At 58.5% G+C, this 14,623-nt stretch carries 13 protein-coding genes and 4 pseudogenes; 14 read left to right on the forward strand and 3 right to left on the reverse strand.

Features of this window, described 5'->3' with window-relative positions; translation table 11 throughout:
* The first annotated feature begins 2 nt into the window (after nucleotides 1–2).
* From GCT13_RS14375 to GCT13_RS51175, 11 genes and pseudogenes are all read left to right on the forward strand, one after another.
* Complete coding sequence (locus GCT13_RS14375; protein WP_152759075.1) at nucleotides 3–1,379, forward strand: undecaprenyl-phosphate glucose phosphotransferase; 1,377 nt, start codon at nucleotides 3–5, stop codon at nucleotides 1,377–1,379.
* 257 nt (nucleotides 1,380–1,636) lie between these two features.
* Complete coding sequence (locus GCT13_RS14380) at nucleotides 1,637–2,110, forward strand: type 1 glutamine amidotransferase family protein (RefSeq protein WP_152759077.1); 474 nt, start codon at nucleotides 1,637–1,639, stop codon at nucleotides 2,108–2,110.
* Nucleotides 2,098–2,529 carry a helix-turn-helix domain-containing protein gene (locus tag GCT13_RS51170; RefSeq protein ID WP_193727661.1) on the forward strand — a complete coding sequence of 144 codons (432 nt, stop codon included), beginning with the start codon at nucleotides 2,098–2,100 and terminating at the stop codon, nucleotides 2,527–2,529. The genes GCT13_RS14380 and GCT13_RS51170 overlap by 13 nt, the downstream gene beginning before the upstream one ends.
* A gap of 256 nt (nucleotides 2,530–2,785) precedes the next feature.
* Nucleotides 2,786–3,714, forward strand: a pseudogene (locus tag GCT13_RS14390) (ATP-grasp fold amidoligase family protein).
* Nucleotides 3,715–4,157: 443 nt separating this feature from the next.
* Entirely contained in the window at nucleotides 4,158–4,457 is a 300-nt protein-coding gene (locus tag GCT13_RS14395) for a hypothetical protein (RefSeq protein WP_152759083.1), read from the forward strand.
* A gap of 262 nt (nucleotides 4,458–4,719) precedes the next feature.
* A pseudogene (locus GCT13_RS49180) lies at nucleotides 4,720–4,839 on the forward strand (IS6 family transposase); the annotation flags it as partial.
* A gap of 222 nt (nucleotides 4,840–5,061) precedes the next feature.
* Nucleotides 5,062–6,133, forward strand: a pseudogene (locus GCT13_RS49185) (DUF4158 domain-containing protein); the annotation flags it as partial.
* Nucleotides 6,134–6,629: 496 nt separating this feature from the next.
* The gene (locus tag GCT13_RS14415) at nucleotides 6,630–6,821 is read left to right on the forward strand and encodes a hypothetical protein (protein WP_152759092.1); all 192 of its coding nucleotides are present in this window, start codon (nucleotides 6,630–6,632) and stop codon (nucleotides 6,819–6,821) included.
* 247 nt (nucleotides 6,822–7,068) lie between these two features.
* Nucleotides 7,069–7,308: a hypothetical protein gene (locus GCT13_RS14420; protein WP_152759095.1), complete on the forward strand. Its 240-nt coding sequence runs from the start codon at nucleotides 7,069–7,071 to the stop codon at nucleotides 7,306–7,308.
* A 317-nt stretch (nucleotides 7,309–7,625) separates the two neighbouring features.
* Complete coding sequence (locus GCT13_RS14425) at nucleotides 7,626–7,970, forward strand: H-NS histone family protein (protein ID WP_321574354.1); 345 nt, start codon at nucleotides 7,626–7,628, stop codon at nucleotides 7,968–7,970.
* A gap of 271 nt (nucleotides 7,971–8,241) precedes the next feature.
* Entirely contained in the window at nucleotides 8,242–8,649 is a 408-nt protein-coding gene (locus tag GCT13_RS51175) for an efflux RND transporter periplasmic adaptor subunit (protein WP_407670792.1), read from the forward strand.
* Nucleotides 8,650–8,674: 25 nt separating this feature from the next.
* Here the strand turns inward: GCT13_RS51175 and GCT13_RS14435 are convergent, their stop codons facing one another.
* The gene (locus tag GCT13_RS14435; protein ID WP_321574355.1) at nucleotides 8,675–9,025 is read right to left on the reverse strand and encodes an RNA chaperone Hfq; all 351 of its coding nucleotides are present in this window, start codon (nucleotides 9,023–9,025) and stop codon (nucleotides 8,675–8,677) included.
* A 196-nt stretch (nucleotides 9,026–9,221) separates the two neighbouring features.
* Here GCT13_RS14435 and GCT13_RS14440 point away from each other — a divergent pair.
* Nucleotides 9,222–9,506: pseudogene (locus tag GCT13_RS14440) on the forward strand (transposase); the annotation flags it as partial.
* A gap of 1,713 nt (nucleotides 9,507–11,219) precedes the next feature.
* On the opposite strand, the gene GCT13_RS14445 reads toward GCT13_RS14440, so the two are convergent.
* On the reverse strand, nucleotides 11,220–11,645 hold the full coding sequence (locus GCT13_RS14445; protein ID WP_152759104.1) for a GlcG/HbpS family heme-binding protein: 426 nt from the start codon (nucleotides 11,643–11,645) through the stop codon (nucleotides 11,220–11,222).
* Nucleotides 11,646–11,669: 24 nt separating this feature from the next.
* Nucleotides 11,670–12,683, reverse strand: a complete 1,014-nt coding sequence (locus GCT13_RS14450) for a zinc-binding alcohol dehydrogenase family protein (RefSeq protein ID WP_152759106.1) — start codon at nucleotides 12,681–12,683, stop codon at nucleotides 11,670–11,672.
* 97 nt (nucleotides 12,684–12,780) lie between these two features.
* Here GCT13_RS14450 and GCT13_RS14455 point away from each other — a divergent pair, with 97 nt between their 5' ends.
* Together GCT13_RS14455 and GCT13_RS14460 are read left to right on the forward strand one after the other, a co-directional pair.
* A complete protein-coding gene (locus tag GCT13_RS14455; RefSeq protein WP_152759109.1) occupies nucleotides 12,781–13,719 on the forward strand; it encodes a LysR family transcriptional regulator in 939 nt (312 codons plus the stop codon).
* Nucleotides 13,720–13,983: 264 nt separating this feature from the next.
* Nucleotides 13,984–14,349, forward strand: coding sequence for a hypothetical protein (locus GCT13_RS14460; RefSeq protein ID WP_152759112.1), 366 nt, complete (start codon nucleotides 13,984–13,986; stop codon nucleotides 14,347–14,349).
* The last annotated feature ends 274 nt before the right edge of the window (nucleotides 14,350–14,623 follow it).

A 14,623-nucleotide genomic window follows, 5' to 3' on the forward strand; every position in this document is an offset into this window, starting at 1 on the left:
TGATGCGTACAATGGGAGGACTACAGGCGAGGCTATTCGATGTCACCCTGATCGTGACGGGTGCCATCGTCGCGTCGCGAATCCGGTTCGACGACGTCTCGCAGCGCGGATTCTATCTGGCGTTCGTTGCGTTTGCCGCGGCCCTTTCACTCGCCATATTCCCTGCGCTTGGCGTGTACGAATCGTGGCGGGGGCGTTCGAAGCGAGTACTGACGGGGCAAGTGGCATTAGGCTGGTTGACCGTGCAGGCCTGTGCAATGGCCTTGATGTTCTCGCTGCAGCGGATCGACTTTGTGTCCCGTCCGTGGTTCGCATACTGGACAGCCATTTCCGGAAGCGGGCTGATCGTCAGCCGTCTTGTCATGCACAATCTGCTTGGACGGATGCGTAATGCCGGACTGGATTTGCAGCCCGTTGCGATCGCCGCGTGCGGTGACCACTGCAACGAGATCATTCACAGAATGAACCGCGCGCCCGCATCCGGCTTTCGGCCGCGGGTGATCTACAATCTTCGGCCCGGTTCGAAAACGACTTCACGGGTGCCCGAATTTGCCGATCACAAGGGGTTTGCCGACTACGTGCGTGAACAGAATATCGGCGAGGTATGGCTTGCATTGCCGTTGACTGAAGAACGCACAATTCTGAAACTCGTCGACGAATTTCGTAATGACCTGATCAACATCCGTTTCATGCCGGACGTGCATACCCTCGCGTTGTTCGAAGGCAGCGTGACCAGTCTGCTGGATCTGCCGACGATCAACCTTGCCGCGTCGCCGCTGCCACCTGACGCGATGCTCCAGAAGGAGTTGTTTGATCGATTTTTTGCACTATGCGCATTGCTCGCGATTTCCCCCATTCTTCTCATGTGCGCAATCGCGGTGAAATTGAGTTCTCCCGGGCCTGTGTTTTTCAGGCAGCGGCGCAAGGGCGCGGATGGCCGGGTCTTCATGATCTACAAGTTCCGCACGATGCGTTTGCACAAGCAAAAGGCGGGTGTTCTCGAGCAGGCCAAACGCAATGATCCACGCATTACTCGCGTCGGCGGCTTTCTGCGTCGCACGAGTCTCGACGAACTGCCGCAGTTCTTCAATGTGCTTTGCGGCGATATGTCGGTAGTCGGGCCTCGTCCGCATGCGCTCGAGCATGACGACCTGTATCAAGACGTCGTTGCAGGATATATCCATCGCTACCGGGTCAAACCGGGAATCACTGGCTGGGCACAGGTGAACGGATTCCGTGGCGAAACGGACCGCCTGGAAAAGATGGAAGGGCGTGTCGAGCACGATCTGTACTACCTTCGCAACTGGTCTTTCGGTCTGGATTTGCGGATTATTCTCGCGACCATTTTCAAAGGCCTCATTCACCACAACGCCTATTGAGTGTAAGGAAGGCTGCGCTTGATCGCGGTGGCCAATACCCGTGTATTTCGATGTGCATCAAAAAACGTGCTGCGCACTCGGCGCCGGCAGCCACATTTCAGGGAAAAAATATATTGCGGACACAACCAGAGCTATGTGTCGATCAGACGTCTTTTTCGGGCGGTGGCTCAAGTTGGCCGAGAGAGCATCACATCGGCATCATCGTGTTCGACGGGTGTGACCTCCTAGGAACCAGCCTGTTAGCAGAGGCGTTCGACATGGCGAACCGACCCGCTAACAGTGCTGACGTCGCTGTCGTTTGGCGCAGCCACCTGATCTCGCCGGCAGGCGGGTCCGTACGCGGCAGTTCGACGCTCAGGGTCTGCACGCGACGAGCCGACGACCAGCGTCTCCGTGACTTCAACACCATTTTTGTTGCCGCCGGAGACTACGCGGGCAATGAACTGTCGATCACATTGCTGGTCGAGCGGGCACGCGCCAGTGATGTGCCTGTGATTTACCCGGGAGCGCCGGAGGGAAATGGCGCCACCTTCATTCCGCAGTCGCATGCACGACGGCAGAAGAATACCAGACCGTTTTCCGCATATGACGGGCTCAGCGCCGCGCCTCGCATGATCGGGCGCGGCGCGGACGACGGATTCGTCCAGCACATTGCAGAGCAATTCCTGACACCCTCGCAGCGCCGCTCATGCCCATACTGGCTGATGCCGAGGGTAATATGCCTCGTGTGAAAGTTCGGAAAGCTGTGCGATGGATAGGGGAAAACTTTGTGCGCCCAATTTCTGTGACAGACATCGCGGCGATTGTTGCGATGAGCGAGCGGAGTCTGTTGCGCCACTTCAGGGAAGAGATGGGCGTCTCACCGTCGGAATTTCTCTCGCGCGAGCGGGTGGAGTGTGCGTGCCGGATGCTGGAGGAAACGGATCTTCCTGTTGACACGATCGCACGCCGCGATGGAACGACCAGTGGCGACTGTATGGCGAAGATGTTCAGGCGGTTCCCCGCGCTCTCGCCATCGGAGTACAGGCAGCGCCATTTGCATGACCGCCGCACGACCGCGCCCAGACAATCAAGGTTGGAACCACCTGTCGAAGCTCGAACCGAAAGCACACAGGTTGAGAACGACATGAATATTTACGGATGGGTTTAAGAGTACCGACGGCGCCACGACCCAACGTTTCTGGCCAATAATACCCGACTTAGCGCCCGAAATTGTTGCAAAGCCGGGGTAGCTGTTAAGCTTAACGTAGTACCGGTTGTCTTAAAGCGTTCAACCTCGTCCCACCTGAAAAGTGCGGATCAGCATCGAGTTCGATGCCTGTTGGGAACATCAAGGCTCGCCGGCCGGAAACAGACGCGTCTATGCCCGCAATGCGCACGGGAAAGCGGCTCGCTTCATTGACGCGGTGGTACGCTCGTGCGCAGACTTCAGGTGTGCTGTGGGACATTTCCAAAGACGGATAAAAGAGAAAGCAAAAGCTCTGCTGCCGGACTCGTTATTTCTTTCACTTCTGCATCGAAAAGAAGTGGGGCGATTTCCAAATCTGATCCAGCCGCGCACATTCAACGAGCAGATCCTGAGAAGAAGCCTTAAACCGGATCCTCGATACTCCCTTCTGACGGACAAGCTTGGCGTACGCGAATATGTGGGTAACATGCTTGGCGAAGAGGTTCTCGTACCGTTGATTTCGGCACCTGCGGAATTTACGCCCTCCGTTTTCGACTCTCTTCCGGATTCCTTTGTCATGAAAGCGAATCACGGAAGCTCGTTCGTAGAAGTCGTGCACGACAAATCGAAAGTCAGCTTTGAAGGACTGCAACGTCTTGCCACTCGATGGCTGGCGACGAATTTTTACAGAAATGCTCGTGAGCGTCATTACAGGGACATCGAACCACGGTTGTTCTTCGAAATGCTTCTGCTCGACAAACGAGGAAAGATTCCTGCCGACTATAAAGTGCATTGTTTCGGTCGGAAAGCGGGACGACCCGAGATGTACATCCTGCACATCAGCGATCGCTTTGGGCAAGACCCGCGCGGCAACATCTATGACGAGAACTGGAAGCATCTCGACATATCGTCGGCGGGTATGCCCGTAGTGTCGCGCCGGAGCCGCCCCCCGATAACCTGGCCATGGTGCTTCAGGCCGCCGAGATATTATCTCAAGGTTTTGACTATGTTCGGGTCGACCTTTATGCCATGGATAACGTGATTTATTTTGGTGAATTAACATTTACCCCTGGCGCGGGGGTCGTGCCCATATTCCCCGACCATATCGATTTCGAGTGGGGCAAACTCTTCAGAACCATGGGATCTGCAGATAACGCCATGAACTGACCGCTTCTGTAAGGGCTGCGGCGATGCGGAGCACGCACGACCGATGCTTTTTCGCATTTCGAGATTGCGGCCGGTTTAGTGAGACCGGTCACTCGCGATCGCGGAGATCCGAACGTCCGGAAGGTAACATAATAGCCACTTGACCACAGCCAATATTCGAACGTCGGCAACATGGCCGAATACGACGCAGTCGACCTAACAGCACAACGGCCGCTGTCCGTTGTGCTAACGCGACCGCAGCTATTTGACGTGCAGATTACGACCTTCGGTGACCGATGGGTTGAACAGTGAATTCTATTCGCTTCGTTGCGTACAGCAACCCCTTCGTTGTTTAGAACCCAACATCCGCCTTCATCACCCGGCAGGTTTGCTCTGGATGTGCAACGATTGCCGTGCAACTCGCGCCTGTCTGACCACTCGAGACAACCCAACGGGGAGGGTAGATGAGAGAAAACACCAAGACGCTGTTCGTCGTTTCCGAAGACATTGCGACAGCGTTGAACCTGCTGGAGAGCATTGAGGTCGAGGTCGGGTTCGATAGCGATGATCCGGAAAGCATCGAGCAGGCGATTCGCGCCGTCGAGGAGGCGATCAATACTCGCCTGAGCGGCCATCGCGGCGATGCACGTATCGAATCAGCCATCCTTCGCGTCAAGTTGGACTTCCGGTGCGCGATCCTTGATCAAGCTTCGTCCGATGAGGACGATGATGAGCCCATCAGCAGCGTCTACACCCTGCATTGATGCTTCCGGGCCCAAGTTCGCGTCCCCACTCGAAATGAAACCCGACATTCGCGGTCGCAACAGTCCGAATGGCAGACAAGCAAAGCTGAAGCCGCCGAACGAGCGGCGACACGAAAATCGGTAACGACACGCAGGTATGGTTTTGAAGACACATTATTGACCATGGTGTGCCTCGCCGAACGGATGGAAGACCAACGTCCCATGGCGAACCGCGTTGAAGGGCGTTGTCACGTTGGCAAGAGCGGTCGGGTAAGATGGCCAGATGACGACGAACAAATCGCTGTATCACGGCCATCGGTTTCCGGCAGCCATCATCAGCTGCACGGTTCGCTGGTACTTCCGGTTCCAGTTGAGCCTTCGCGACATCGAGGAACTGCTGTTCGGTGTCCCCTCGCTTCCAGTGCATTTTGCGACGGTAGGGCAGGCTAGGCGTGACGCTGGTTTGCGAGGCGGCCCTAATAAAATGTCACGTCAAATCAATCGCTTGCTGTCTGGGTAGCGCCTTGGGTCACGGCTGCCTCATGTTTGCGCAGGCAGTAGTCGTCGCCCCGTCATTCGTTGCCGCTATGCTCGTTGGTCCGTCATCCGCTTCAAGGCGAGCACGATGGAACACTGGCAAGTCACTTATCTTGGCAACCGGCAGATTCCTCGCGAACTCACCGAGTTTGAGCTTGCCACGTTCTTCACCTTCTCGGCGAAGGAGCGCGCGCTGATCGACGCGCGTCGCGGCGACCTATACCGGCTTGCTGTCGCGCTCCACATCGGCTTTATCCGGATGAGCGGCCGCACGCTCGACGCCTACAGGCAGATTCCCAAGGTGCTCTGGAATTATCTTGGCGCGCAACTCGCGGTCGATCCACCCGATCTCGGCACGCTGCGGACGCTGTACGAAACATGCTCGCACGCTCATTGATCATCAGGTCCTCGCATATCAGGCGCTTGGATTCCGCCCGATGGCCGAGCACCAGCGCCGGTATGTCGTGCGCTGGCTGAAAGAACGCCTGACAGGTCGGCCCGACCGCGGTGACTTGCTTTACGAATTGAAACGCTGGCTCTATGAGCATCGCATTCTGATCGTCCACGATCGGTTGCTCAGGCGGTTCATCATCAGGGCGGGGCAGGATGTTGAGGAGTCTTTATCGAATGGACTGGTTTGTGCGTTCGGCGACACGACGCTGGATCACTGGAGTCGGCTGTTGGTAAAGCCCGACAGTGAGCATGGAAGCTTGCAGCAATGGTTGTGGTCCGTACCGCTGCGTCAGTCTACGCATCAGATGAGTGACGTGTTCACAAAGATCGATCGCCTTTATGCGGTCGGCGTTCATCAGGGCTGGCCAACCGTTTGCAACGAGGCCACTGTGCGGCACTACGCGCGGCGCTGTGCGCGCCGGCCGCCTTCGATGGGTAAGCGCGTGGAGCAACGATCGCGCAAGCTGGAAGCAGCCTGCTTCATGCGTTACGCGCTGTGCTCCGCGACCGATCAGTTGCTATCGATGTTGCGCCGCTGGATTCTGAAGGCGGCCAACGACGCGATGCGCGAGATCGAACTGATCCTGTTCGATCCGAAGGCACGTCTGCGCGAATTTGCATCGGCTGTAAAAGCCGTCGCACTTGACGCAACGTTATCGCGCGAAGATCTCAGCGCGAGACTGTGCGAATTGGCCGACCAGGCCCTTGACCAAAGCCGATGGGCGTCGCCGAGTACCAGCTGCTGCGCGAAGTGCCAGCTTCGCTCGAAACGAAACTGCCGTCGATTCGCGAAATCGAGGCGGAACTCCGCCCCGACCTGCGGGATGATTCGTGACGCTTTTTTCAGCGCACGCCTCCGCGACGCCGTGGGAGCAAGCCCTGAGGATGCCGTTGATAACAAGGAAGCGATTCGGTTGTTCCCTTTGATGAGCCAACGTGGGACGCAAGGAGGCGGAGTTCGGTGGCCGCATCCGCTCGACAGGCATTCGACATTGCATTTGCCGCTCCATAACTCGTGCGGCAACCGAATTTGCCCAATATGCGGGACGACCCGCATTGTCGCGTCCCGGCGCACGCCCTACCATCAACTCCCCACGCCCATATTGCGGTGAGTGCGTCACCGGCAATGCATCGTCAAAAGCGAGCGCCTGAGCCGACGCAATCCATCCATACAGCACCTACTCGAGCTATCAGGAGGCAAGCATGCTCAGCGCCCATGAATTTGCGACATTGATGCTGGTGAGGGACTCGGCCGACCAGATTGCCGAGCAGGAAGAACTTGATACGTTGCTTGAACGTCAGCTCGTCGCCATGGAGCAGCTTGCCGGCGGAGCGGTACGGCCTCGCATTACGCAGGACGGGGATTCCCTTCTTCGTAACCTTGCGCGCATGTGACCGGTTGAAACCTCTGGCTGTGAGCGGGGAACCGGTGAAATTCCTTTTTTTGGTTTCCCGCGACGCCGCAAAAGCAGCCGCGGCACTGCGGGAGAGACGTCCGCGCGGTTCGCCGGCCGCGCCCAACCGCGGACCTTCTGGCGCGTATCGAGTGAATCAATTGATTTGTTAAGTTTCGGATGATACGAGAGTAACGGTTGGGTTCATCGACCGGGAGCGCTTCGTTGATCAAATCAGATAAGACAAGATGAGAGACGACGCCCAGCAACTGCTCGTAGAACTCCTGAACCTCGACGCGGAAATATCAGCGGGCAAGGCCGAGATAGAGCCTACCCAAAGGTGGATTGAGCGCCAGCCGTCAGAGGTCGCCATGGACATGTTCCTGACGCCGCTGAGAAACAACTGGCGGAAATGGAGCGGCGTCGGCACCTGTTGGCGGCTGTCCTGCAGGAAGCGCATGGTGCCGGTGCTGGCACGATGTGTCTGATTCCGATACCTCAGGAACGCGCCCTTGCCTGGATCTGACCTGTCCAAACGGACCTGTCGGTTTAACGTGCGTACGAAAATGTGCGCAAGCAAATACCCAAAACGTTGGGGTATAGGTACGTTTCGAGCGAGCAATGGCGGCGGTGGGAGCGTCCAGCCACCTGCGCGGCTTTCAGTTTTCTGGCCGATTTTTTATTCGGCGGATCTGTCAGGTTTCCTCACAGGAACTGCACGGACCAAAAGACCCAACATGAAAGGCACGAAGATTGCGCAAACATTGCATCCCTCCGCGCAATACCGATGAGAAAGGAAATTACAGTGGATCAACGAAAACGCGACAGCATTGTCGCTTACCTGCGCCGTCGAATGGCCGAGGTCGGAATTGGGCTGGACGATGTTGCAGCCGCCATCGCGCAGGACGAAATCCGGCAAACCGCTGCACGGTATCGCAGCGCAACAGGACAGACATGGTCCGGCGATGGCGAAATGCCCCAATGGCTTAAACAGGCCCTCAGTGCCGGACAGTCGCTCGAACATTTTGCCGTGGACGGAATGGTGTCGCGGCGCGAGGCTGCCACGCGTCGAAAAACAGACTGGCGCGAAGACCCATTCGCAGGTACGCCCCTGGCAACGGTTCACCCTTCATATGGTCATGCCCGTTGAAGCCTGAGTGCAATACTGGCGTGACGCGCTTTCATTCGCAGCCGGACACGTCGTCACCCCACGCGTAGACCATCACGAGCCTGTGTAGGGTATTGACCCGGGGGAAAAAGCTCGCGGGCGCTCATGGCGATTCGCGTGTTCGACCGGTGCGGGCTCTCGCGGTGTGACATCGTGGGAAACCGCTTGTGGCAAAGCCATACCGACTTTCGGTTTTCCTGCGCACGATCAGGGTACCCGGTCGCGAACAGCACCGTGCAGCGTGGAGCCGATCGTGAGCCAGACGAAGATCGACGATACCAGCGAAATGTACCTCGATGTGACGCGCTCGAGCGCCGACTGGCTGCGTCTGCGTAAGGCGTTCGCGTCGGGCCGTTTGAAGCGCGCAGGCAGCGGCGCGGCAGTGCAGCTCGTGATGGAGGGCGGCACGCCGTACGCACACGCGGGCGTGCTGCAGTTTTCAGGCATCACCGTCGACGCGACGACCTTCGCAGCGCGGCTGGACATGACCATCAAGCGTGCAAAGGTTACTTCCAGTGGGGTGGCCAGGTCGCTCCGCGTACCGGAACACGCCGTGACGCTTTGGCGCGCCGGAGTGACCGTTCCGAAGCGTACTGATGGTGAGCGACTTTCTGAGCTTCTTGACGTGGACGTTACCTGGCTATGCGCAGGCGAAGGTTAGGCGCAGCATGCAATGTGAGCTCTCATCAGACGCGAGCTCTAGCGGTTTGGCTTGTCGCGTCCCATAGGCGCCTCGTTCGCCGGGCGTGCTGTTCTGAGGGCAGAGTTATAGGTCCTTTGATTGTACCGGCGAGCCGTATCGAAGGGGATTGACGCCGGGCGGCGATTAGCCATGCCGGCGGCGGTTTCGCGTCCTGCACGAGTTGCACTGCTGAACCAGCCTGCAACAGAACTACGAACTGGTCAAAGGCGGCCAATTGACCACTCAGTTTGATGCCGTTCACGAGAAACACGTTGACGGTAGTCTTGTCCTTTACGATGACTGCACGCCCAAGCATACAAGACAACTTTCTGCAGACGCTCGTAGGCGAGGCCATTGTGGGCGCAGGCGAACAGGCCCGTCCGAGGCTCGCTCAAAGGTTCGTCATTGCGTTGAGAGAACGTCAACGCGCGCCAACCGCCGATTGACTTTACGCCGGATTTCCCGGTCTGGACTCCAGAACGTCGCGCAGCGCCTGATGCTGGCTGCATCCCGTTGAAAAGCCGACGGCATACTCTCATGGAACCGACGGCTGGAGGGGCAGGCAGTATTCTTCCGGTGGCAAGCTGCGCCTGAAGAGTATCAGCCGGCGCGGCGACACCTACTTGCGCACGTTGCTCATCCATGGCGCACGGGCCGCACTCCGTTATGTGAAAGCAAAGACCGACCCGCATAGCATCTGGCTGCAGCAGCTCATCGCGCGGCGCGGATATAACTGCGCCGCCGTCGCGCTGGCCAACAAGAATGCCCGTATCGTACAGGCGCTGCTCAGTAGCGACGAACACTTCATTCGCAAACGTAGTCTGGGCCAGGCATAAAGGGACAACTTGAACGGCAATATCAAACAACCAGTTTTGCATGGCTGAAAGTTCGCCCGTGCCGTGCTCACAGCCATGCCATAGCATGACAAACCCGACGACGCGTCAAGCGTTCGCGTTGGCGGGCTGGCGCCCGCGCTTGACGCGTTTCACCTTCATGGAGAATTACACCCGCACAGGTTTTGCGAAGCTTCTCAAAGCGATGACGAAATTGGTTGAACCAGCGCTCTGAAGCCTGTTTTTCGTGCCGGCTGCCGTTTGCGGCAAGCCGCGATTTTGCTAAGGACGGGGTGCGCGGATCTCATCGAGGCTGCGGGCGTGCTTCGGCAAGCGCCCAACACGCAAGCCGGATACATGCATGCAGACCGTTTCGACATCACGAACAAGAAGCTTGCAAAAGGCGTCGGGCCCATACATGCACGAAAAGGACAAGCACCCTGTTCAACGTCAGGCGATAAACCTGCGCGCGTCGAGATACGGCGGATAGCATTTTCACGTGAGGGGCTGGCGAACATCGTCGATCTTGAACAGTGGCCGAAGGCGTCGTCGATACAGGTCACGCTGACGCATGACAACGAGAACTCGTCGACCTAACAACAGCGCGCAGCCGTGAGCGTCGGGTCATGTCACTCCTCCGCGATCACATCGACGGTTACGGGACCGTACGGTGCGGCTTGTGCGGTTCAGTAACCACCGCCTGAGGAATTTCCTGAACTACTCGACGCGCTGTCGGCGCTCCGATTCGTATCGCTGCCCGCGACCGCGGAACCTGAGACCACGGCAATCCCGACGAAAACCAGACACGCAAAAATAACCCGAAACTGCTTCATGGTGATCTCCTGGTTGGGGGGCGGCCCGTAGGAGGTTCTTTGGAGAGATATCGGGCGAGGCATTCGCTTCACTCAACCGATTCCAACTTTCCCCTGCGTTGCGGACGCGCCGTGCGGCCCATCGCGAAGGCAGGCATCGACATAGGTATAAACGCGCCAAACCGCCGCCGTATTCCTGTTGCGCTGACATCCGCGGCAAAACATTAGTTCAGACCGCACATTGCGTTATTTTTCGGCGCCGGATCTGCACGGCACACAAGGCGGCAAGTGCCTCGGGAGACCGTTCTCCGGCCACGATCGCACGGACCACGGCCGGGCCACTGACACCGCTCAGGGAAGCAATCACGTCGTGCAGCTTGATATCTTTAGTAAGGCAATCGAACAGGCGATGCACTCGGGCGCAACGGGCACTACTCGCAGCCTTCGCGCGAAGGCTGAATGGACGACGGTGCGCGAACTGGATTTTGGAAGGCTGTGCCTCCCCGGGACGCCACTTGTCGTTCGCCGTTACGAGGCGACTCAAGCAACAGCCTGCACTCGACTGTCGTCATCACTTCCCGCGTGGTTGGCGCGCTGCTCTCAGTGGCGGCGGTTGCGAAAAACTGGCATGGCGAACGCGTCCTTCAGGCTACCCAATTCTCTCTTATGGCCGTCCTTCACGAAAAGTACGCTCGCCCCGTAGCGTCTGCATCGAGCTCGAGCTACAGATCGCAACGGGACGTCTCCAGTACCTACATCGCATGAAGCCGTCGTTCGAGCCGCCAGAGCTTCAACGACAATTATCGGAGTGCCGGCCGTCCGGGCCGGTCCCTCACGAGCAACGGTTCCGCCTTTGTGGAACGTTTGTCGATTGACGGCAAGGCGATCGCTCAACGGCCCAGGCTTACTGGTCAAACCCTGCGTGGCGCAGCGCTTCCTCAGCGGCCTCGTGGTCTTGAGCCGATGTTCCGCCAGAAACACCGATGCCCCCGACCAGACGCCCTTCGTGAAAGATCGGTACGCCACCGCCGACCGGCATCAGCCGCGGATGGTGCGCCAGCGGGGCAACGGTAGGTTCGGCCATATACTGATTCCATTGGTGCGTGGCCATGCCGAATGACGCGGCGGTCCATGCCTTGTCGATGGCGACGTCAACAGTCAGGAACGGCGCGGTATCGGCGCGCTCGAAAGCGCGCAGGTGACCGCCTGCATCGGTAATCGCAATTGTCGCGGCGAATCCTCGCGCGGCGCACGCGCGGCGCGCTTCGGCCAGTAATGCCTGCGCAGCTTCCAGGCTGATCGTGGTCGTGCTGATGATTGGCGATGTCATGTTGATGTCCGTTGTCAGAAGGGTTCAGTGGTTGGCGACGACGACCTTGCCGATCATGTTGCCGGCCTCGACCAGCGCATGCGCTTCGATGAGACCTGCCGCGTTGATGCCGTCAATGCGTCGGGTCAGGGTGTGCTTGAGGCGGCCCTGGTCAACCAGCTGCGCCGCGCGGCGCAGCAAGGCGTGTTGCCGTGCGAGGGTGTCGGTGGTGAACATCGCGCGGGTAAACATCAGCTCCCAGTGAATCGAGATGGATTTCCCCTTGAACGGACCGATGTCCAGACCCACCGGGTCGTCGATGAGGGCGAACTGGCCTTCCGGGCGCAGCACGGCGGCAATTTGAGTCACATAGGCAGCGCTGTTGTTCAACCCGGCAACATGGGTGACGTGCTCGATACCGAGCGCGGCCAACTGGGCTGCCCAGGATTGATGGTGATCGAGGACGTAATGCGCGCCATGAGCCAGCACCCACTCGCGGGTTTCCGGTCGCGAGGCCGTGCCGATGACGGTCATACCGGTCAGCTCACGTGCCAGTTGGGTCAGAATCGAGCCGACGCCGCCCGCCGCTCCGATCACGAGCAGCACGTTGTTGTCGGTCGGGTCCGCTGCCTGAACATGCAGACGGTCGAACAGCAGCTCCCACGCGGTGATCGTGGTCAGCGGCAACGAAGCGGCCTCTGCGAAATCCAGTGATGTCGGCATGGGTCCGACGATGCGTTCGTCCACGGCGTGCAGTTCGCTGTTGCTGCCGGGTCGCTTGATGTCGCCCGCGTACCAGACACGGTCGCCTGCCTTGAAGCGCGTGGCCAGCGGACCGGTCGCGCGGACGATTCCCGCCGCGTCCCAGCCGGCGATGCGGGCACCGCCTTCAGGAATATCTCCACCGCGCCGGATTTTGGTATCGACCGGGTTGACCGATACCGCCTTCACTTCCACCAACAGATCGTGGTCGCGCAGTTCCGGCGTGGGCAGCTCGATATCCTGCAGCGCCTGCGGGTGGCTGATGGGATGGTTCTGATAGAAGCCGATGGCTTTCATACACATGGTCTCCAAGGGTTATTGAGACCATGGTATCTTTCGTCGGTATGCGGATAAATGCCCGTTTAGCCAAAACAATTTCGGCATTTCAAAGAAAATGATTCGACTCGATGACGTTCAGATCTTCGTGCATACGGTGGATTACGGCAGCTTCTCTGAGGCGGCGCGCCAGCTGAATATCGCGCCCGCACACGCGAGCGCATCAGTTCAGCGGCTCGAAAAAGCATTGGACACGCGCCTGTTCACGCGGTCCACGCGAAGCATGCAACTTTCGGAGGCCGGGGAGTGTTACCTGCCGCATGCGCGGGTCATGATTGGCGCGCTGGAGCAAGGCCAGCAGGCCCTGGCCAACGGCCGGGGGGCGCTGTCCGGGCCGCTGCGGCTGTCCGCCCCGTCTGACTTTGGTCGAAACCTGCTGTTACCGTGGCTGGATGAATTTCAGCACCGGCACCCTGGTTTGTCGCTGCACCTGAAAATAAGCGACCGGGCGGCCGACCTCATCCGACAGCCGCTGGATGCCGTCGTGCGCTACGGAGCGCTGCCAGATTCGTCTCTTCTGGCCATGAAACTGGTCGACAACAATCGACGCGCATTGTGTGCCGCACCGTCATACCTCGAACGGCATGGCGCACCGACCAAAGTTGAGGATCTGCGGCGACACAACTGCCTTCGGTACGTCTGGAGCGAACAGATACATGAACGCTGGCGCTTTACCCCGCGAGGCGGCGAGCGCACCGTGGCCGTGACAGGTAATCGCATCAGCGACGATGCCGATGCCGTTCGTCGCTGGGCCGTAGCCGGGGAAGGCATTGTTTACAAGTCGCGACTGGACCTCATCGACGATCTGAAGGCAGGTCGACTGGTGGAGTTATTTGCCCCGGAGGACTGCGAGCCTGCGCCGCTGCACTTGATTTGTGCTCACCGCGCGCAACTGTCGCCGGCGATTAACGCGTTGCATACCTTCCTGCGCGAGTGCTGCGCTGCATTGCTTGCCAGCCATCCATCGGGGGGCACTCAGGCTGTACTCGCGATTTAAATGGCCGCCGCCACGGCGCAACCGGACGTCTGAATCTCCGAATCCCGTTGCCCGCGAAGTTCGTCTGTTGGCCGGTTACTGCCAAACGGAAGGGGCAGGATTCGGACAATCCGAGGCAACTCAAGGAAGAGGGCTCGACCGAGTCGGCTCGGCTTTATGCGCCATGCTATCGTTGCTCGTACTTGACCTTCTCCTCGTCGCGACGGTGATCGTCGCGATGAGATGATCGTGCATTGTGACTGCGGAAATTACGGGCCGAACGATATGGAAACTGTCGCGTTTATCACGACTGAGAACGGGGACGACTTGATTGTGTCGTTTGCGGTCATGGACCCTGCTGATCCGACTGAAATCGAAAGTCTCACTCTTCTGCGCACGCCGAAATACGAACATCTGCTGGGCAATTGGGAGCGAGGAGTTAAAGTTTCGTTTGAACGGTATGTGGAAGACGATGAAGAATTGCTGGAAAGACTCCAGCTTGACAGAAAATTAGCCGTAGTTCGCCTGACAACCAGTCTGCGGAGCTATGAGCTGGATCTTCGAAAGGTCGATGAGAGAGAGGTGAAGGCCATGCGAAGAGTGCTCGCACGGATGAACTATGATCGTCGGATTATGCTATCGGGCGTCTAACGAGTTCTTCGACCACGCGACCGCCGGAAAGTTTGCCTTTCTTTGGTGCGGTCAGTGACAACGCGCATCCAACATAGCTCATGGAGCTCATAGCTCGTCGTCACGCGATTACTAAGGACGTGACGCCTAACTCGACAGCAGGCAGGTACTGAATATCGTACGTTTCAGAAGCCACGGCGTGATGCTCGAACGGCGTGCACCCCTGGCGTCGTTCGCCGAGCACGTGAGTTTGACATTCGGGTTTCGGCTTCGCATCCGTTACCTGGCCGCTCAC

This window comes from Paraburkholderia franconis (assembly GCF_009362735.1).
In the GTDB taxonomy this organism is placed as follows: Bacteria; Pseudomonadota; Gammaproteobacteria; order Burkholderiales; family Burkholderiaceae; genus Paraburkholderia; species Paraburkholderia franconis.

Coding starts and splice junctions, on each gene's coding strand:
- GCT13_RS14460 (WP_152759112.1), top strand. CDS start 13,984: ATGGAAACTGTCGCGTTTATCACGACTGAGAACGGGGACGACTTGATT.
- GCT13_RS14450 (WP_152759106.1), bottom strand. CDS start 12,683: ATGAAAGCCATCGGCTTCTATCAGAACCATCCCATCAGCCACCCGCAG.
- GCT13_RS14455 (WP_152759109.1), top strand. CDS start 12,781: ATGATTCGACTCGATGACGTTCAGATCTTCGTGCATACGGTGGATTAC.
- GCT13_RS51170 (WP_193727661.1), top strand. CDS start 2,098: ATGCCTCGTGTGAAAGTTCGGAAAGCTGTGCGATGGATAGGGGAAAAC.
- GCT13_RS14380 (WP_152759077.1), top strand. CDS start 1,637: ATGGCGAACCGACCCGCTAACAGTGCTGACGTCGCTGTCGTTTGGCGC.
- GCT13_RS14435 (WP_321574355.1), bottom strand. CDS start 9,025: ATGGCCTCGCCTACGAGCGTCTGCAGAAAGTTGTCTTGTATGCTTGGG.
- GCT13_RS14445 (WP_152759104.1), bottom strand. CDS start 11,645: ATGACATCGCCAATCATCAGCACGACCACGATCAGCCTGGAAGCTGCG.
- GCT13_RS14375 (WP_152759075.1), top strand. CDS start 3: ATGCGTACAATGGGAGGACTACAGGCGAGGCTATTCGATGTCACCCTG.
- GCT13_RS14395 (WP_152759083.1), top strand. CDS start 4,158: ATGAGAGAAAACACCAAGACGCTGTTCGTCGTTTCCGAAGACATTGCG.
- GCT13_RS14415 (WP_152759092.1), top strand. CDS start 6,630: ATGCTCAGCGCCCATGAATTTGCGACATTGATGCTGGTGAGGGACTCG.
- GCT13_RS14420 (WP_152759095.1), top strand. CDS start 7,069: ATGAGAGACGACGCCCAGCAACTGCTCGTAGAACTCCTGAACCTCGAC.